The organism is Pontibacter sp. LHS1, assembly GCF_058932855.1.
In genome coordinates this window covers 100,276-118,199 of sequence record NZ_JBZYWF010000002.1, presented here as the reverse complement: position 1 = coordinate 118,199, position 17,924 = coordinate 100,276, and the positions used below count along the sequence as shown (strand labels likewise).

At 52.3% G+C, this 17,924-nt stretch carries 15 protein-coding genes; 3 read left to right on the top strand and 12 right to left on the bottom strand.

The window, feature by feature from the left end; translation table 11 throughout:
- Positions 1–62: 62 nt before the first annotated feature.
- Positions 63–1,580, bottom strand: a complete 1,518-nt coding sequence (locus tag AC5FXQ_RS04890; protein ID WP_493601372.1) for a DUF5723 family protein — start codon at positions 1,578–1,580, stop codon at positions 63–65.
- 260 nt (positions 1,581–1,840) lie between these two features.
- Complete coding sequence (locus AC5FXQ_RS04885; RefSeq protein ID WP_493601371.1) at positions 1,841–3,727, bottom strand: gamma-glutamyltransferase family protein; 1,887 nt, start codon at positions 3,725–3,727, stop codon at positions 1,841–1,843.
- A 551-nt stretch (positions 3,728–4,278) separates the two neighbouring features.
- Here AC5FXQ_RS04885 and AC5FXQ_RS04880 point away from each other — a divergent pair.
- Together AC5FXQ_RS04880 and AC5FXQ_RS04875 are read left to right on the top strand one after the other, a co-directional pair.
- Positions 4,279–5,454 (top strand): pyridoxal phosphate-dependent aminotransferase, encoded by a 1,176-nt coding sequence (locus tag AC5FXQ_RS04880; protein WP_493601370.1) that lies wholly within the window; start codon positions 4,279–4,281, stop codon positions 5,452–5,454.
- Positions 5,451–7,430, top strand: coding sequence for a prephenate dehydrogenase (locus AC5FXQ_RS04875; protein WP_493601369.1), 1,980 nt, complete (start codon positions 5,451–5,453; stop codon positions 7,428–7,430). The genes AC5FXQ_RS04880 and AC5FXQ_RS04875 overlap by 4 nt, the downstream gene beginning before the upstream one ends.
- 71 nt (positions 7,431–7,501) lie before the next feature.
- Here the strand turns inward: AC5FXQ_RS04875 and AC5FXQ_RS04870 are convergent, their stop codons facing one another.
- From AC5FXQ_RS04870 to AC5FXQ_RS04850, 5 genes are all read right to left on the bottom strand, one after another.
- On the bottom strand, positions 7,502–8,749 hold the full coding sequence (locus tag AC5FXQ_RS04870; RefSeq protein WP_493601368.1) for a sulfate adenylyltransferase subunit 1: 1,248 nt from the start codon (positions 8,747–8,749) through the stop codon (positions 7,502–7,504).
- Positions 8,750–8,752: 3 nt separating this feature from the next.
- Positions 8,753–9,658 carry a sulfate adenylyltransferase subunit CysD gene (gene cysD, locus AC5FXQ_RS04865; protein WP_493601367.1) on the bottom strand — a complete coding sequence of 302 codons (906 nt, stop codon included), beginning with the start codon at positions 9,656–9,658 and terminating at the stop codon, positions 8,753–8,755.
- 1 nt (position 9,659) lies between these two features.
- Positions 9,660–10,382 (bottom strand): phosphoadenylyl-sulfate reductase, encoded by a 723-nt coding sequence (locus AC5FXQ_RS04860; RefSeq protein ID WP_493601366.1) that lies wholly within the window; start codon positions 10,380–10,382, stop codon positions 9,660–9,662.
- Positions 10,348–10,641 (bottom strand): DUF2061 domain-containing protein, encoded by a 294-nt coding sequence (locus AC5FXQ_RS04855; RefSeq protein WP_493601365.1) that lies wholly within the window; start codon positions 10,639–10,641, stop codon positions 10,348–10,350. The genes AC5FXQ_RS04860 and AC5FXQ_RS04855 overlap by 35 nt, the downstream gene beginning before the upstream one ends.
- Positions 10,642–10,746: 105 nt before the next feature.
- On the bottom strand, positions 10,747–11,166 hold the full coding sequence (locus tag AC5FXQ_RS04850) for an RrF2 family transcriptional regulator (RefSeq protein ID WP_493601364.1): 420 nt from the start codon (positions 11,164–11,166) through the stop codon (positions 10,747–10,749).
- Positions 11,167–11,523: 357 nt separating this feature from the next.
- Here AC5FXQ_RS04850 and AC5FXQ_RS04845 point away from each other — a divergent pair, with 357 nt between their 5' ends.
- The gene (locus AC5FXQ_RS04845) at positions 11,524–13,884 is read left to right on the top strand and encodes a TonB-dependent receptor (RefSeq protein WP_493601363.1); all 2,361 of its coding nucleotides are present in this window, start codon (positions 11,524–11,526) and stop codon (positions 13,882–13,884) included.
- Positions 13,885–13,939: 55 nt separating this feature from the next.
- On the opposite strand, the gene AC5FXQ_RS04840 is transcribed toward AC5FXQ_RS04845, so the two are convergent.
- From AC5FXQ_RS04840 to AC5FXQ_RS04820, 5 genes are all read right to left on the bottom strand, one after another.
- On the bottom strand, positions 13,940–14,353 hold the full coding sequence (locus AC5FXQ_RS04840) for a c-type cytochrome (protein WP_493601362.1): 414 nt from the start codon (positions 14,351–14,353) through the stop codon (positions 13,940–13,942).
- A 1-nt stretch (position 14,354) separates the two neighbouring features.
- Complete coding sequence (locus tag AC5FXQ_RS04835) at positions 14,355–15,785, bottom strand: PQQ-dependent sugar dehydrogenase (RefSeq protein ID WP_493601361.1); 1,431 nt, start codon at positions 15,783–15,785, stop codon at positions 14,355–14,357.
- A gap of 227 nt (positions 15,786–16,012) precedes the next feature.
- Complete coding sequence (locus tag AC5FXQ_RS04830; RefSeq protein ID WP_493601360.1) at positions 16,013–16,741, bottom strand: LytR/AlgR family response regulator transcription factor; 729 nt, start codon at positions 16,739–16,741, stop codon at positions 16,013–16,015.
- Positions 16,710–17,738, bottom strand: coding sequence for a sensor histidine kinase (locus AC5FXQ_RS04825; RefSeq protein WP_493601359.1), 1,029 nt, complete (start codon positions 17,736–17,738; stop codon positions 16,710–16,712). Before AC5FXQ_RS04825 ends, AC5FXQ_RS04830 begins: the two co-directional genes overlap by 32 nt.
- Positions 17,680–17,907, bottom strand: a complete 228-nt coding sequence (locus tag AC5FXQ_RS04820; RefSeq protein ID WP_493601358.1) for a hypothetical protein — start codon at positions 17,905–17,907, stop codon at positions 17,680–17,682. Before AC5FXQ_RS04820 ends, AC5FXQ_RS04825 begins: the two co-directional genes overlap by 59 nt.
- Positions 17,908–17,924: the final 17 nt, after the last annotated feature.

Below are 17,924 nucleotides of genomic sequence, written 5' to 3'. Positions count from 1 at the left end.
AAGCCCCGTAACTGTTCTGGTTACGGGGCTTTGGCAATGCAATGCTAAAAGAATTAAGCTGCCTATTGTGCAGGGGTGCTTACCTTCTTCTCTTTCGGGTTGCGATTCAGGATTGGCAGCAGCGACACGCCCACATAGGCATTGGCGCCATAAGGCTTGCCCAGGTTAAAGGCACCGCCAATGTTGTCGGAACCGATGTAGAAGTTCAGGAAACGCACCATCGCACCCACGGTCAGCACCGAGTAATTGTTTTGCAGGGCAACCGGCATGGCCAGCTCAAACTTTTTGAATTCGGCACGCGGCGTGATGGCAAACAGTGAGTTCTGGCGCATCCCGATCGCATTGCGTCCACGCACGCCCTGGATCAGGGTGGCGTTTGCGTACAGGTTGCGTGTCAGACGATAGTCTACGTTGATGTGCAGGGCAGTAGGGAGGGCTGCGCGGAAAGAAGTTGTCTTTTCATTTTCGCTCACGCCCAGTTGCTCGTTCAGGTAGTCCAGCATTTCCTCCGTGGTTTCTGCCTCGCCGAATTCGGTCAGATTGACCTCCTTGTTTGTGCGCTTCACGTCATAGGCCCATACCAGGTCCGGGTTGTTGTAATTGATGCCACCAACATCCATCAGGGACACCGCCACACGGTACTTGTACTTGTTCTGCTCCACGTCTGTCAGTATCTGCCCATTGCGGGTGATCTGGTAATCCGGGTTGTTGGTGCGGTACTCGTAGGTAAAGCCCAAGTCGGCTCCCCAGCCGTTGCCAGCGCTTTTGCTTCCGAACAACAGGCCCAGCAGGTCACCGCTCTCGGCTGCGTCAAACTCCGGCATGGCGGCGTAGCCATAGCGGGCATGCACTTTATCCAGCTTCACCACGTAGTCGGCATCCCCGGTAACTTCATTTGCTCTCTCCTCAGCCTGCAGGTCGGTGTCTTCCAGGTTCAGGTAAGCGGCAGAGCCTCCGTTCAGGCGCTTCAGCGTCAAACCTGCCTTCACGAAATGCGGTCCCTGGTCCAGCACCACACGGGCATAGCTCAGGCCAAACTCGGAGAATACATTGGCATTGAGGTTCATGCTGTTGCCGGTATAGCGCTTGTACAGGTAGCTGTCGTCTTCACCGTCTGCCACTTTATACAGCCGCGCCACTTCTTCTGACAGGTTGTTAGCCTGCGCAGCGGCACGTACACGCGTTGTTACCGCAATGCTGTGCAGCGGGCTTAGCTTTACCATCAGGGCAGGACCTCTGAAGTCTGCACCAGCCATCACGAGCTTCTGCTTGCCATTGAGATTCTCCTGTATGTATTCGCTCCTGAACTCCTCGCCCTGTCGTGCCAGCTTGAACAGCGACATTGGCGCATCGTAGCGCAGGTAATTGTTTGTAGCGCCAAACTCTGCTGAGAACAGGCTCAGGAAGAATTTGTGGCGGGAGTCAGCGATCGCTGATGGGTTGGTATAGAGGCTGTTGGTGCCTGCATAGTTGCTGTTGGCTATACCTAACTGTTGTGCCTGTGCTACTTGTGGTAAAAAAGGCGATGCCAGCAGGCCAAGGCAAAGCCCGAATTTTAATGCGTAAACTTTTCGATTCATGCAAAGTGTATAAGAGTGAGTAAATAGAAAGAGGGTAAGCTGTAGTTCATAGCCTGGAAAGGCATTCGGGTGTAAAACACGCCTCTAAATGCAAAGGGTAACGGCACATAAAAGCATCAAAAAAACAATATTTTGCATTCAGAGGCGGCAAAGGTAGCATTCCGGATCGGTCACGCCAATACCTACATGTGGGTATTTAGTTAAAAAAAAGCCCCTCCGATTTGAAGGGGCTTTGTAATGGATGGTGTAACAGCTATACCTTACCAGGCGATGCCGTAGTCTTCGCCGTGGTTGCTGGAGCCTCCCCAGAAGCTGCCGTGTTTCCAGTCGAAAAAGACGGCGTTGATAGGTCCGCTGGTGCGGTCGCCGAAGCTCAGAGTATAGCCCATTTTCTTCAGCTCATTGCGCACCGATTCCGGCGTGCTTTCATGGAGCAGGATGTGGCCTGGCTTCGGTTTGCGGTCATCGGTCTTGGTGCCACCCAGTGACAGCCAGAGTTGGTTGGTGTTGAAATTGGCTGCTTCGGCTGCTTTCTGTACGTTCATGTCAAATTCCACCACGTTGAGGAAAAACTGCAGCAGGTTTTGCTCTTGTGTATCGCCGCCCTGCACTGCAAAGGACAGGAATGGTTTGCCGTCTTTCAGTGCCATGGAAGGGGTGAGGGTCACCCGCGGACGTTTGCCTGGCTCCACTACGTTGAAAGGATTGAGCTCCGCATCGAGCACGAAGCTCTGCATGCGCTGGCTCATACCGATGCCCGTGTTACCCGCGATAGTAGCCGGAAGCCAGCCGCCGCTTGGCGTGATGGAAACGATCCAGCCTTCTTTGTCCGCCGCCTCGATGGTGGTGGTGCCGCGCCACAGTCTGTCCTGGTACTCGGTATCCTCCATAGAAGAGCCGCTGCGCTGGTCGTGGGTTGGGGCAAAATTGCGACGCACCGTGTCCGGCTCGTAGCCTCTTTTCTTCAGCATCTTCAGGTAAGGATTCTTTCTGCCTTCAAAAGGGTAGGGGTCTCCAGGGCCGATGGTAGCGTCGTTCTTGTCGTAGCGGATCAGGCTGGCACGTTGTTTAGCGTATTCCTTGCTCAGCAGTCCTTTCATGGGCTCCTCCGGTTTGAAGTAAGGGTCGCCGTAGTAGAAGTCGCGGTCGGCAAAGGACATGTTCATGGCCTGGTACAGGGTATGGATGTAGCGGGTGCTGTTATAACCCATGTCTTTCAGGTCGAAGTTCTCCAGAATGTTGAGCGCCTGCAGCATGGTTGGCCCCTGCGTCCACTGCTGCAGCTTGTATACCTCCACGCCTTTGTAGTTCACCATCATCGGCTCCTCCTCGATCGGCTTCCACCTGGCCAGGTCCTGCATCGTGATCAGTCCGCCCTGCTCTTTGGAACCGCGCACAAATTCCTCGGCAATGTCGCCTTTGTAAAAGCGGTCATAGGCTGCCATGATGGCCTCTTTTCGGCTTTTGCCTTGTTTCAGGGCTGCTCTTTCAGCTTCCACCAGTTTGGTGAGCGTCTGCAGCAGGTCCTGCTGCACAAAGATCTCACCGGCGTTTGGTGCCTCACGCTCTTCACCTAAATGCGTCAGGAATACCTTTTTGCTGTATGGCCACTGCTTGATCAACGCCTTGTTTTTCTCAATGCTATTCGCAGTCTGCGCCTCAATTGGGTAGCCTGCCGCCATTTCCATGGCAGGCGCCAGCACCTCTTCCAGACTCAGAGTGCCGTAGTTAGCCAGCATATGCATCAGTCCGCCCGGGGTACCAGGTGTGGTGGCTGCCAGCGGACCGTTCTCCGGCGGGAAGTTATAGCCTTTGTCTTTGAAGAACTTGGCGGTAGCGCCGGTAGGGGCTACGCCCATCGCATTGAGGGCGATTACCTTTTTGGTTTTGGGGTTGTAGATCAGCGCCTGTGTTTCGCCTCCCCAGCTCAGCACGTCCCACATGGTGCAGGTGGCCGCCAGCATGGTACAGGCCGCATCCACGGCGTTGCCGCCTTTCTGGAAGGTCATGGCGCCGGCAGTGGCCGCAAGCGGTTTGCCGGTAATGGCTACCCAGTTCTTGCCGTGCAGCACCGGCTTCTGGGTCTGCTGCGCCGCTGCCGGAAATAGGGGCAGGGCTAGCAGACAAAGGGATATGATTCGTTTCATTTGTTAAGGTTTTAGGAGATCAATTTAGTGATTTTCGCTAAGCAGGCCAATGCAGGCGGGAGCATTTGTACTAATTTACAGGTTGATGGCCTCACATTTTTAAGCTTCCAACTGAAACCGGCTGGCTCATTCCATTTCCTGTGCCGTGTATACCTGCACTTTCGCAATCAAGCCTCTGCAAAATATTTTCAGCTTTAATTTTTTGATTGTAAGTAATATATCAGATATTAGCCAGCAGAAATGAACACAGCCCAAAATCATATCACCTATTATAGCTACTACTATTTTACTTTATGTAAATAAGGGTGGCGATGCTATAGGTTGACAAACAGCTATAAATCAGAGGCCTCCCGATCGGAGGCTTTTTTTGTGTGAAGACATGACAGCGAAACTGAACAGCTATTTTACTTTTTACTATTACTACTTCTATCGCAGGAAGCAGGCGGGGTTCCTATGGTAAAAAGCAAGCTGTTGCTTTTCACTTACAAAGAGTCCCCATCCGGCGGACTCTTTTTTTATTTAAAAGGATTCAAAACATCTAAAACAAGCAGATGGTGAACATAGCAAACAGATACGGTGATGTGCAGGAGTACTACTTCTCCCATAAGCTGCGGGAGGTCGCCCAGCTGAACGCATCCGGCAAAAGCATTATCAACCTCGGTATAGGCAGTCCGGATATGGCCCCGCCACAAGAGGCGGTGGAGGCGCTGTGCGCTGCCGCCAAAGACGACAAAGCACATGGCTACCAAAGCTACAAAGGAACACCAGCCCTCCGGCAAGCCTTCCGTGACTGGTATGCCAACTACTACGCGGTTACTCTGGATCCGGAAACAGAAATATTGCCACTGCTGGGCTCGAAAGAGGGCATCACTTATATTTCCAACGCCTACCTGAATGCCGGGGATGAGGTGCTGGTGCCCAATCCGGGTTATCCGGCCTATGCCGCTGCAACCAAAGTAGCGGGTGGGGTGGTGCGGTACTATGACCTGCGGGAGGAAACGGGTTGGTTGCCAGATCTGGAGGAATTGCAGCAGCAGGATCTCAGCAAGGTGAAACTTATGTGGGTGAACTACCCGCATATGCCTACCGGGGCTGTGGCGACTAAATCAGCCTTCGCACAACTCGTGGATTTTGCGGAGCGAAACGATATCCTGCTCTGTCATGACAATCCTTACAGTTTTATCCTCAACGACAAACCTGAAAGCATTCTCTCAGTCAAGGGTATCTCAACGCATGTACTGGAACTGAACTCTTTGAGCAAGTCACACAACATGGCCGGTTGGCGTGTGGGTATGCTGGCAGGCCATCCCCAGCATATCTCGAATGTGCTGATTGCCAAAAGCAACGTCGACTCAGGTATGTTCCTGGGTATACAGCAGGCCGCTATCGAGGCTTTAAAACAATCCCAGGCCTGGTTTGATGAACTGAACGCACAGTATGCGGAGCGGCGGAAGCTGGTCTGGCAGCTAATGGACACCCTGGATTGCAGGTATAGCACTGAGCAAGTGGGATTGTTTGTGTGGGGACGTGCTCCGGAAGGAGTCAAAGTAGAGCAGTTGGTGGACGAACTCCTCTACGAAGCAGGGGTCTTTATCACGCCCGGCTTCATTTTCGGAACGAACGGGGATCGCTACATCCGGGTGTCGCTGTGCGCTGACGCAGATCAGCTGCAGACAGCATTGGAAAGAATAAAAGCATTTAAGAAAACTAAAGTCAAATCATCATGATCGTAGGCGTAATAGGTATCGGATTGATAGGAGGCTCCATGGCGATGGACCTCAGGCAACGTGGTTTTGCCAGCAGAATAATCGGATTAGACAATAATCCGGAGCACATCCGGATTGCGAAAAGTGCAGGCATTATACAGGAAGAGGGCAGTCTGGCAGAGCTGGCCAGCAGCTGTGAACTGATCATCGTTGCTACGCCGGTAGATGTGACCCCGGGTATCGTGCTGGAGCTATTAAACCAGCTTGAAGACGGTACCGTTGTGCTGGACGTGGGATCTACAAAAGAGCAGATCTGCAAGGCAGTCGCAAGCCATCCCCGCCGAAAGCAGTTTGTCGCCTGCCACCCGATTGCCGGAACTGAAAATACCGGTCCGGGAGCGGCGCACCACAAGCTCTTCGACAACAAAGTGAACATTATCTGCAACGCGACCGCCTCAGGCGAGGAAGCAGTCCGGAAAGCGGAATCCGTGTTTGCCGCCCTGAAAATGGAAACAGTGCACATGGAGGCGCGTGAACATGACCGACACATCGCCTTTGTTTCGCACTTATCCCACATCTCTTCCTTTGCGCTCGGGCTGACGGTGCTGAAGATCGAAAAGGATGAGAAAAGCATCTTCAATATGGCCGGCAGCGGTTTTGCGTCTACCGTGCGACTGGCAAAAAGCTCTCCCGACATGTGGGCGCCTATCTTTAAGCAGAATGCCGGCCATGTATCAGCGGCACTGGATGCTTACATCGAACAGCTGCTGCTCTTCAAAGAATCGATTGACGAGGGCCTCAGCTCCGAAACCTATGATATGATTTCCACGGCTAACCAGATCAGCCGCATACTCGACGGCATAGAGCTCAAGAACCGACAGAAGCCCTTTGCTCCCCCGCTCACTGGGAAAGACAAATTGGGGATCGCCCCGATTACCACCTGGCTCCCTGACCTGCAACGGCCCCTGGTGATCAGCGGTCCCTGCAGCGCCGAAACGGCGGAGCAGGTGATGGAGACCTGCCGACAGCTGGCTGCAACTGGCAAGGTGGATGTGCTGCGGGCCGGCATCTGGAAACCCCGCACAAGACCCAATAATTTTGAAGGAATCGGCACGATCGGTCTGGAGTGGTTGAGAAAAGCAAAGGAGGCGACAGGTATGAAGATTGCAGTGGAGGTGGCCAATAAGCAGCATGTGGAGGAAGCGCTGAAGTATGGCGTGGACATTCTGTGGATAGGCGCACGCACGACAGTCAATCCCTTCTCGGTGCAGGAAATCGCGGATGCCCTGCAAGGTATAGATGTGCCGGTTTTGGTCAAGAACCCGATCAATGCCGACCTGGAGCTGTGGATCGGGGCGCTGGAGCGCTTGAGCGGGGCAGGTATAACCAAACTGGGTGCCATCCACCGGGGCTTTGCCAAGTATGGCGAGACAAAATTCCGCAACGCGCCACAGTGGCAACTGCCCATCGAGCTGAAAAGAAGGATGCCTGACCTGCCCATGATCTGCGACCCGAGCCATATCTGCGGTAACCGGGAGTTACTGGCTGAGATCTCGCAGCAGGCGATGGACCTGAACTATACCGGCCTGATGCTGGAAAGCCACATTGACCCGGACAAGGCATGGAGCGACGCCAAACAGCAGGTGACGCCGGAGCGACTGGCGGAAATCATTGACGGGCTGGTGCTCCGAAACGGTTATGCGGGTAAAGTGGGGGTGGATGATACCCTGCAGGAGCTTCGCAGTCAGGTAGATCAGTTTGATAGTGAATTGTTTACCCTGCTGTCACAGAGGATGCAGGTGGTGGAGCGCATCGGCCAGTACAAGAAGGAGAACAAGCTGACCATTCTGCAGGCGTCCAGATGGAACGATGTATTGGAGCAGTCCTTTAAGCGAGGAGAGAAGCTTGGTCTGAGCAGGGACTTTATTGAAAAGTATCTCAAAGCCGTGCATCAGGAATCCATCAATCATCAAAGCGCCATCATGAATGCGCAGTAGGAACAGGTATAGAAAAAGGGATTGAAGCAATAACCAGCTGCTTCAATCCCTTTTTAATTTAAAGCTCAGTATTATCTGATCAAGCCAACGCCGACCGTCGAGTTAGACCGTTCGTCGATGAGGATGAACGAGCCGTTGGCCCTGTTTTCAGCGAAGGCATCGTAAAAGACCTCCTTGGCTGTTTTCAGCTGCACGTCGGCAATTTCATTAAGCTTTAGTTCGCTTACATTACTATCAGCACCAAGCGTTACCACATCTATCAGGTTGGAGAGTGCGCTGACTTTGGCTCTGGAAGTGTTGACCCCATGCTGTAACAGGTAGGTGCCACCCACACGCAGCGGCTTCTTGTCCATCCAGCAGATGGTGGCCTGAAGCTGTCTGCTTTGCTGCGGCAACTGGCTAATAGGTACGATCATATCGCCCCGGCTGATGTCCACGTCATCCTGCAGTAGCAGACTGACGGATTCCTTAGCCTGCGCCGCTTCTATCTCACGGCCATACTTTTCAATTTTGGCTATCGAGGTTTCCTGCCCGCTTGGCAGCACGACTACACGCTCTCCTTTGCGCAACAGTCCGCTGGCTACTTTACCTGCATAGGCCCTGTAGTCATGAAACTCCTCAGACTTTGGCCGTACCACGTACTGCACCGGGAAGCGGCTTGCTTCTTCTGACAGTTGCTTTTCCAAAGGTATAGCCTCCAGCAGACTAAGCAGCGATCCCCCCTGGTACCAGGGCATGTGCGCTGACTGACGCACCAGGTTTTCGCCGTAGAGCGAAGACACTGGTATAAAGCTGATCTCCTGACCCGGGAAGCGCACCTTTTCGGCAAAGGCCATGAAAGCGGCCTTTATTTCCTCAAACTTTGTCTGGTCGTAATCAACCAGGTCCATCTTGTTCACGCAAACCACCACATTCGGAATGCGCAGCAGACAGGAAATATAGAAGTGCCGGTATGTCTGCTCCACCACACCGTTGCGGGCATCCACCAGGATCATGGAGACATTGGCATTGGAAGCGCCTGTTACCATGTTGCGGGTATACTCGAAGTGCCCCGGTGTGTCAGCGATGATAAACTTGCGCCTGGGCGTAGAGAAGTAGATGTGTGCCACGTCGATCGTGATGCCCTGCTCACGTTCGGCAATCAGGCCATCGGTAAGCAGCGACAGATCCACATAGTCGAGACCCTTCTTTTTGCTGCTTGCCATGATGGCTTCCAGCTTATCGGTGGTGATCGAATTGGTCTCGAAAAGGAGTCGGCCAATCAGGGTGCTTTTCCCATCGTCCACACTTCCTGCGGTTGCTATTTTTAGAACGTCCATACCTTAAAAATATCCTGATTGCTTTCTTTTTTCCATCGCCGCCTCCGAACGTTTGTCGTCTATGCGGGCACCTCTTTCGGACACCGTGGCACTCAGTATTTCCGCGATGATGTCTTCAATTGCCACGGCAGTTGACTCCACTGCAGCCGTACAGGTCATGTCGCCCACCGTTCGGAAGCGCACCATGCGAGTGCTCACCGGCTCGTCATCCGACACCGTCATAAAACCAGAGTAGGGGAGGATCTGTCCGTCACGCTCAAAAGTCTGCCGCTCGTGTGAGTAGTAAATAGAAGGTATAGCCAGCTGCTCTTCTCTGATGTAGTTCCACACATCCAGTTCCGTCCAGTTGCTGATCGGGAAAACGCGCACGTTCTCACCCAGGTTAATCCTGCCGTTGAGCATATCGAACAGCTCCGGGCGCTGCTTTTTAGCATCCCATTCGCCGAAGTCATTACGAACCGAGAAGATCCGCTCCTTGGCGCGGGCTTTTTCCTCGTCTCTTCGGGCGCCACCAATGCAGGCGTCAAAGCCAAACTCCTCGATGGCATCCAGCAGCGTAACGGTTTGCAGCACATTGCGGCTGGCATACTTCCCGGTTTCCTCCACTACCTTCTGCTGGTCAATGCTGTCCTGCACGTAGCGCACGATCAGCTCCAGGCCCAGTTCTTCTACAAGCTCATCTCTGAATTGGATGGTCTCTTCGAAATTGTGCCCTGTGTCGATGTGCAGCAGGGGGAAAGGGATTTTAGCCGGATAAAAGGCTTTGTAGGCAAGTCTTACCAGTGTGATCGAGTCTTTTCCGCCGGAGAACAGGAGCACAGGTTTTTCAAACTGCGCAGCGACCTCCCGTATGATGTAGATCGCTTCGTCTTCCAGTTCTCGGGGAAATACAGCGTTGTGAGTAGCCATATTAATTTTGTTTGTTAAAGTAATTTGCATGCAGACCGCATTCCTTCTGGGTCTGTTCCCACCACCACCTTCCGGCACGCGGTTCTTCACCTGGCAGTATCGCCCGGGTACAGGGCGCACAGCCTATGCTGACAAAGCCCTGGTCGTGAAGCGTATTATACGGTACGTTGTTGTCCTGCAGGTAGGCAATCATTTCGTCGAATGACCAGTTGATGATCGGGTTGAATTTGATTACCTGAAACGCCTCGTCCCATTCCAACAGACTGAAACTGCTGCGGTTGGCACTTTGGCCGGAGCGCAGTCCGGTAACCCAAACATCCACATCCTGCAGTGCTCTCGTCAGCGGAAGCACCTTACGCACATGGCAGCAGGCTTTTCGGTTCTCGACGGAGTCGTAGAAGCCATTCACACCGTTTTTGGTAACCAACGCCTCCACATCGGCAGCCTCCGGAAAGTAGGGTTCTATTTTGCTTTTGTATTTGTATTCGGTTTCGCTCCAGAGGGTATAGGTTTCCTGAAACAGGCGGCCTGTGTCGAGCGAGAAAATTCTGATCGGAAGCTGATTGGAGAAGATGGCGTGGGTGATGACCTGGTCCTCCTGCCCCAGCGCTGTTGAAAAAGCAACGCGGCAGGGGAATCGGTTTGCTACCCATGCCAGTGCTTGAGGGAGTGACAGGTCTGCCAGTTGCTCAAGCAGCGACGGTATTTGATTTTTCAAGTTCATTGGCCTCTTTTTTTACAGTGAATCGTTCCCAGATCCGTTCGTGGACGTAATAGAGCAGAATCTTGCTAAACACTTCTATCGACCCGATGGAGAAAGCCATTTTAAGCTCACCCGTGATCAGGTAAGAAATAACAATGGTATCAAAAGTGCCCAGGACACGCCATGAAATCGCCTTGGCAACACTTTTGAATTTGCTGTCCTTTTTCTGCGGACGCTGCTTTTTACTAAAAGCTTTTTGGAGATATCGGTCTAGTAGCATTGTGCTGCATTGAGCACCAAAACTACACAAAACCTACAAATTTAGTAGGGTAACAAGCTAAAAAAATCTAAAATCAGCTATATCTAATATTTAAGGCGCAGTTGTTCAGTTGCTTGGGGTGATCAGGTCGGAGAGGGTTTTGTTTTCGACAACAGCCAAAGTCTGATCTCTCACCTGGCACATGATGAGGTGCATGTTGCAAGTGGCTTCGTCGGGACAGTCGGAGCATTTTTCGTAATAGTTGAGGCTCACGCAGGGGAGCCAGGCGATAGGTCCGTTGAGCAGGCGGATGATTTTGGCCAGTGTGATCTCTTCTGGTTTTTTGATGAGGTAATAGCCGCCGCCTTTGCCTTTTTTGCTGCCCAGTATACCTGCCTTCTTCAGCTCGAGCAGGATGTTTTCGAGGAACTTATGTGAGATATTCTTACTAACTGCGATTTCCTGTATAAGCACGGCACCCTTATCCTGGTTTTCGGCCAGGTAGGTGAGTGCATGGAAAGCGTACTTTGTCTTTTTGGATAACATAAAAGAGGCTGGTATCAGCAGGCCCGGCTTTTCAAGGCAGGCTGTGTTACCACAAAATTAAGTAGCAGTATGATGTAAAACTATTCTGCGAACAAAAGATTGCAGGTATAGGGTATCGAAGTGGCGGTGCTGTAGCGGATTTGTCGTCCTGAAGGTACGCGGTGGTAATGTTTATACCTGGTTGGTACTTAAATACTTATGCCTGCGTCTGCTGAAAAAACCATACCTGACAAATAGGCGTAGATGCTCAGAGTCGGAGCAGTTGGTATAGTTCAACTTCTGTCGTTCTGGCTAGCCCTGGTGCGCTGCATTTGGGGTTAATCAAATCAAAAACGCTTGCCCTGCAGGTATAAGAATATGCTCAAAACTCTACTCTTAGCATGTGTCTTTTGCTCCCTCATTTTACAAGCTTCCTACAGCCAGAACTCGCTATCCGGCACGGTGCAGGATGAGAATGCAACTGCCATTCAGGGAGCCTCTGTTCATCTCCTGAACACTTCCTTGGGTGCGACAACTGACAGCCGTGGCAGCTTTACGATTGCAGGTATACCTGCGGGCACCTACCGGGTGAGGACCAGTGCGCTGGGCTATGCCACCACGATCGACCTCGTGACGATAAGCGATGCAACACAGCAACTGGATGTGCGGCTACCAGCGGTCAGCAGGCAGCTGGGGCAGGTGACCGTAACGGCCCAGAAACGGGAGGAGGACCTGCAGCGGGTTCCGTTCAGCATCTCAACACTCAGCGGCAGGCAGGTGCAGGAGTACAGGCTCTGGAATGTGCGTGATATCACGGCCATCATACCTAACCTCTATGCGGCAGACCCCGGTGATAACAGGCCTGTGACTTCTATCAGGGGTATCACCACCACCTCCTACGACCCGGCAGTGGCTACTTACATTGACGGTGTGAATCAGTTTAGCCTGGACACATACATGGCCGACCTCCTGGACATCGAGCGCATTGAAGTGCTCCGCGGTCCGCAAGGGACGCTCTACGGAAGGAATGCCATGGGAGGTGTCATCCACATCATCACCCGTGAGCCAGACAATCGTCTGAGAGGATCGGCTGAAGCCAGCGTCGGCAACTACGGGCAGCAGCGCTACAGCGGCTCCCTGCAAACTCCGGTCGTAAAAGACCGTCTCTTGCTAGGTATAGCCGGGCTACACCGGAGGCAGAATGGTTTCTATACCAATCGCTTTGACAACAGTGATTATGACAGGCAGCAGGTATGGATGGGCAATTATTACCTGAAGTACCTGGCAGCTCCCAGCCTGAACTTCACACTCCATGTGAAGCACAGCGCAAATCGGAACAGCGGACCCTTCCCGCTGGTAATGGGGCTGGAAGAGGCGCTGGAAAATCCCTTTGAGTTGAATCAGAATGCAGTGGGTGAGATGGTGGATAATACGTTCAATGCCTCCTTGTCGGTTAACTACACTTCCCGCCATATTCAATTTTCCTCGCACACCGCCTACCAGCGCAACTACAGGTACTATGACCAGCCGCTTGATGGCGATTTCTCACCAATCGATGGTATTTCGATCGTGAATGACTTTGGCAGGGATTGGAACAAGGTACAGGTACGCACGCAGGAACTCCGCTTTACTTCACCGGCTGCCAGCGCTTCACCTTTGCAATGGACGGCCGGCTTCTATGGCTTCCACAGCGAGAGTCCGGTGAAGCAGGGAATATACTTCGGGCAGGACGCAGCCATGGTAGGCGCTCCCTTTCCTGACTTCAGCAGCGTGATTATTAACAGGGGCGAAAGCTATGGAGCAGCCCTATACAGCCAGGCAACTTACCGCATCAGTCCAAAAGTGGAAATAACGGCGGGCTTGCGTTATGATTACGAACGCAAATCGCTGCAAGTGAGGGGCGAGCTCTGGACGAATGAAGCGGAGCCGATCATTACGCAAGCCGACACAGCTGCAAAAGCCAGCTTTCGTGCCTTCTCACCCAAACTGAGCCTGGCATACCTGATATCGGAAAATCACCAGTTGTACGGTACCTATAGCCGTGGCTTCCGGGCAGGTGGCATCACCCAGCTTTCTTCAGATCCTGCACAGCCTCCGCTCTATGCGTATGACCCCGAGGAGAGTGACAATTATGAAGCTGGCGTTAAAAGCTCTTTTCTGGGAAACCGGTTACGCCTGAACATCGCTGCATTCCATGTGCAGGTAAGCGATGCGCAGGTACCTGTGCTGGTGATGCCCGAGGCGCTTGTCATTACCCGCAACGCAGGCAGGTTGAGGAGCAGGGGGGTAGAAGCAGAGCTAACCACTGTGCTGCTGCAGGGGCTGGAGACAAGCTATAATTTTGGCTATACCCATGCAGTGTATACCCGGCTGAGCGGCATTGTGGGGGGAGAGGAGGTAAGCCTGGATGGAAACAGGCAGATCTTTACACCTGAGGTCACCTCTATGCTGGCACTGCAATACAGGTACGACCTTAACCCGGAGAAGACAGTTAGCTTGCTGGCAAGAGGGGAGTGGCATTACCTGGGCAGCCAGTATTTTGATCTGGCCAACCAACTGGAGCAGGAGGGCTACCACATACTGCATGCCAGAGCGGGCATCTCCTACAAAGGCTATGAACTGATGCTATGGGGCAGAAACCTGGCTGACAAGCGGTATATCGCCTACGCCTACGGCTTCGGTGCCGTGCGCCTCGGGAGCCCACGTACCTATGGCATTACGGGGAGCTACCGGTTTTAGACTGTGTCTATACCTATACCTATACCTGTCGCACCCTTGCCTGAGACTAGCTGCTCTAATTAGACACCAGGTTCTCGTTCAGAGGTTTATTCTTTTTCATTGCTTTCATGTAGCGCACCAGTGCTTCCAGGTCTTCATCCGGAATTTCGTGTTCTTTAAAGGAGGGCATCCTGCCCAAGCCCAATAGAAAAGCCTTGCTTCGTACTCTAAACTTGATCAGGCCACCTGGCAGTGGCACATTGTTGACCGGCGGTCCTACACCAGCCTCTCCTCCTGGGTGACATTTCTGGCAATGTTGCATAAAGACCAGCTGCCCCCGTTCCAGTTGTTCTGTTTCCAGCGGAATGGGGCCACTGATCGGCTCACCCCGCTTTGCCGTGCCGCAGGCTGCTGTTACAAGTAGGAGCAAAACTGCCAGGCAGTATTTAGTCCGGTTATGCAGGATGTGAGTTGTGATGCTGTCCTTCATTTCAATTGCCTCCTTCCCTCGTTATTTTCCAAAGTACGCCTGTCGCCTGTTTGGGAGCAGGGCCTTTTTCTGTCATCGGCATGATGCCGAAATCCACTACATACAAGGCCTGGCCGCTGGGGTCAAATTCCGCATCGATGGGTCGCTCTATACCGCCGCCGCCAATCTGTGAGGCGGGGCCATTGGTTTTGCCCTTGTTCACGGCAAAGTCCGTGATCACGCCGGTTTTTACATCTACCCGCACCACTTTATATCCAACAGGTCCGTAGATGCGGCCCACTTCAGGCGCCATGTCACCGAACTGTGCTACGAAGGCCTGCCCTTCATGCCCGAAAGCAGGACTGGAGGAGAATGAAAAGCCGTTTGAGGACGAGTGAACACCCAGTGTAGCAACAGGTCGGGGAGGTTTGGCGGGATGCTTGGCCAAAATGAATTTCGGGTCCTCTTTGTTCGTTTCGTAATCTTCCGTATTCATGGCATCGCCTCCAGAATAGTCCGGCCAGCCATACCAGGTGCCGCTGCTGACAGACCAGAGCCAGTCGCCGTTGCCATAACCTGGCCGGCTGCCCCGTGTGTCGTAGGCATTGTCTGTCACAAACAGCCTGCCCTCCGGCGAGAATGCCAGTCCGAATGGGTTGCGAAAGCCCCAGGCGACCAATTCCAGTTCCCCGCCAGTGGCAGGTACCCGAAAGACGGCACCTGAGCAAGGTATACGGCCTTTGATAACCTGGCCGGGCTGTGAGGCTTGTCCGAAAGGGAGGAAAGCCCCCGTAGTGGCTTTGTCCTTGTCGTCGGGCGTGAGCGGATTATCAGATACAAAGTTCTGCCCCGCCAGCACGATGTCTTCGCAGGGTATATCGTGAAACTCAGGTTTGCGTGATAACCAGCCATAGTCATAATTGTCGGGACCCACCACGCCGGAATTGGTGGCAGTGCCCTGGCCAAAGTATACATAGCCGTCCTGCCCGATGGCCGGTCCGTTGGTATGGTGATCACCAAAGCTTGGCAGATTCTCCACCAGTCTGGTAATTTCGCCCTCCGGGGTAATTCTAAGAATTCTGCCGCCTTCCATGGTGCCTCCCTCGGCTACATAAAATGCTCCGTCATGAAATGCGACGCCAAGCCAGGGGCCGTTTTTATCACCAGCTGCCACCTGCGTTGTTTGTCCGGAGGGTTCTATCTTCAGCAGCCGCGGTGTTGTCCAGATCTCACCGTAAGAATAGCCTGCTTCAATCACATAAGCATTACCTGCATCATCAAAGGTCACGCCGGTGGGATAGGTCAAACCAGTTGCAACAGCCTCAATTTTATACCCCTTGGGCAAGGCCACATCCGTTGGCTGCACGGGCCGCTGCGTAGCCTCGAAGCTCTGCTCGCCCCCGTAGTGCCCCCTGAGCTTGTAGCAGCCCTGCAGGAGCAGTAAGGTTAGCATAGATATGATGGTGAATGCGGAAGGCCTGTAAAGTTTTTTCATAGACAAGATACTTCGTATTAAATGTTACATTCACAATAAGTTACGATCATATTGTTACGTAATTTGTGCTGCCAGAGTAGCGCATTAACACGGAATAATTAAACTGCAGAAGGAAGTGATGTGATGCTGCAAGATATAGGATTGGATCTGCGCTGGGGAGTCATATGCTCCCTGATCTTTCCAATTCAGGCCAATCCTCTCAACTTTTTGTAGAAGCTGTCGCTATAGGTATCACTAATCGGGATGATCTGGTCTCCAATGCTGATCCTGTTCTTTTCGATGTGAACGATCTTGTCGATGGCAACCATATAGGAACGGTGTACGCGGGCAAAGTCCTGAACTGGCAGCAGTTCCTCCAGTCTGGCAAAGCTCAGCAGGGTCATGATCTTTTCCTTGGCTGTATGGATCCGCAGATAGTCTTTCATGCCCTCCACGAATAGAATATCGCGGGTGGCAATTTTCTGGATGCGATGGCCCACTTTCAGGAAGATGTATTCCTGTTCATGCTTCGGCTCAGCTATAACTTCTTTCTTCTCCGGTAGCTGCCGGTTACCTTGTTCCTGGTACAATCGAAATACACCTTTGTAGAACCTCTCAAAGGAAAACGGTTTGACCAGGTAGTCCTTCACCTCCAGTTCAAAGGCTTTCAGGGCATACTGATCATAGGCAGTCGTCAGGATGATCATAGGTTTTGGGTTCAGCATCGGGATGAAACTGAGTCCGTCCAGGTCAGGCATGTTGATGTCCAGGAAAAGCAGGTCGGGCTTATCTTTATCTATTTCTGCGGCTGCTTCCAAAGGACTCATGAAGGTGCCTTTCAGCTCCAGGAAAGGGACTTTCGCTATATACTCTTCCAGTATTTCCTGGGCCAGGTGCTCATCATCAATTATATAGCAAGTGAGCTTCTCTTTCATGAACCTGTGAATGTAGATTGTGAATCTTTAAAGTAACTGTAAACGTTTCGTCCGTGCTGTTGAGCTCCAGATTATGTTGGTCCGGATACAACAAAGTCAGTCTTTTCCGAACATTCGGCAGCCCGATGCCTCCCGGTTCTTCCAGCTTATTTCCCTTGTGTCTTCCAATCGGGTTCTGGATACGGAAGGTAAGGGTATTTTCTTTTATCTCTACGCTCACTTTTACATCACCGGGTTCCAACCGTGCAGGACTGTGCTTGTAGGCATTCTCCATGAGGTGAATGAACAGCAGCGGGGCAATGTGGCAGGAGTCTGTGTCTCCTTCAATTTGCAGGTCCACCACCGGGCTCTTTTTATACCGGAGCTGCTGCAGACTTATATAATCCTGCAGGTAGTTCATTTCCCTTGAAAGTGGTACGGTGGGGGCATTGGATTCATAGATCATGTATCGCATCAAAGACGATAGGCGCATAACGGCCTCCGGTGCTGCCGGAGCCTGTTTGTATACCAGCGTATGAATGTTATTGAGGGTATTGAACAGAAAGTGCGGATTGATCTGTGACTTCAGATAGTACAGCTCTGCCTCCACGGCCTGTTTCTCCAGCTGCTCTTTCCTGATCGTATTAAGCACCAGGTTCTCTGTGACTCTGGCCAGCCAACCGAGAAAGAGGAAAAGGGGAACAGCCGTGATCAGCATCATGACATAGTAATTTGGCCAAGATTCCAATCCATTAGGGTGGAAAAACATAAAGGGCAAGGGACCGGTTAAAATAATCCCTGTCAGTTTTAGAAAATAATCCCCCTTCTTTCTTCTACCTAAATAGCGGGTAAGGAGAAGGAAATGGCCGTAAAAAACATACAAACAAGTCAGGATGAACGCTGTGGTCAAGGTAAGCCAGCGGCCATCATCCTGACTCAGCTGCAAGGCTACCAGGAGGCTAAACAGGATCCAGAGAACGATGTGGATCAGCGTGAATACCTTCTTGATTCGATTCATAAAACAAAGATATTTTTTCCTGCCATTTCCTCACCACCGACTCGACCGTTGCCCTGTCTCGATCTACGAAATGGGGAGTTGAGGCTGCAAGTACTTTGGCGGAAGCAAAGCAGCCTTTGGTCGATTCATTAGCAGCGCCAGCATATTGCTTTTTGCTTTCCAGTCCCATAGCGTTTCCTTTATTCT

Excerpts from the sequence above, each read along its gene's own strand:
- AC5FXQ_RS04840 (WP_493601362.1), bottom strand. The coding sequence starts at position 14,353 with ATGAAGGACAGCATCACAACTCACATCCTGCATAACCGGACTAAATAC.
- AC5FXQ_RS04850 (WP_493601364.1), bottom strand. The coding sequence starts at position 11,166 with ATGTTATCCAAAAAGACAAAGTACGCTTTCCATGCACTCACCTACCTG.
- AC5FXQ_RS04875 (WP_493601369.1), top strand. The coding sequence starts at position 5,451 with ATGATCGTAGGCGTAATAGGTATCGGATTGATAGGAGGCTCCATGGCG.
- AC5FXQ_RS04870 (WP_493601368.1), bottom strand. The coding sequence starts at position 8,749 with ATGGACGTTCTAAAAATAGCAACCGCAGGAAGTGTGGACGATGGGAAA.
- AC5FXQ_RS04855 (WP_493601365.1), bottom strand. The coding sequence starts at position 10,641 with ATGCTACTAGACCGATATCTCCAAAAAGCTTTTAGTAAAAAGCAGCGT.
- AC5FXQ_RS04835 (WP_493601361.1), bottom strand. The coding sequence starts at position 15,785 with ATGCTAACCTTACTGCTCCTGCAGGGCTGCTACAAGCTCAGGGGGCAC.
- AC5FXQ_RS04885 (WP_493601371.1), bottom strand. The coding sequence starts at position 3,727 with ATGAAACGAATCATATCCCTTTGTCTGCTAGCCCTGCCCCTATTTCCG.
- cysD (WP_493601367.1), bottom strand. The coding sequence starts at position 9,658 with ATGGCTACTCACAACGCTGTATTTCCCCGAGAACTGGAAGACGAAGCG.
- AC5FXQ_RS04820 (WP_493601358.1), bottom strand. The coding sequence starts at position 17,907 with ATGGGACTGGAAAGCAAAAAGCAATATGCTGGCGCTGCTAATGAATCG.
- AC5FXQ_RS04880 (WP_493601370.1), top strand. The coding sequence starts at position 4,279 with ATGGTGAACATAGCAAACAGATACGGTGATGTGCAGGAGTACTACTTC.
- AC5FXQ_RS04830 (WP_493601360.1), bottom strand. The coding sequence starts at position 16,741 with ATGAAAGAGAAGCTCACTTGCTATATAATTGATGATGAGCACCTGGCC.
- AC5FXQ_RS04845 (WP_493601363.1), top strand. The coding sequence starts at position 11,524 with ATGCTCAAAACTCTACTCTTAGCATGTGTCTTTTGCTCCCTCATTTTA.
- AC5FXQ_RS04890 (WP_493601372.1), bottom strand. The coding sequence starts at position 1,580 with ATGAATCGAAAAGTTTACGCATTAAAATTCGGGCTTTGCCTTGGCCTG.
- AC5FXQ_RS04825 (WP_493601359.1), bottom strand. The coding sequence starts at position 17,738 with ATGAATCGAATCAAGAAGGTATTCACGCTGATCCACATCGTTCTCTGG.
- AC5FXQ_RS04860 (WP_493601366.1), bottom strand. The coding sequence starts at position 10,382 with ATGAACTTGAAAAATCAAATACCGTCGCTGCTTGAGCAACTGGCAGAC.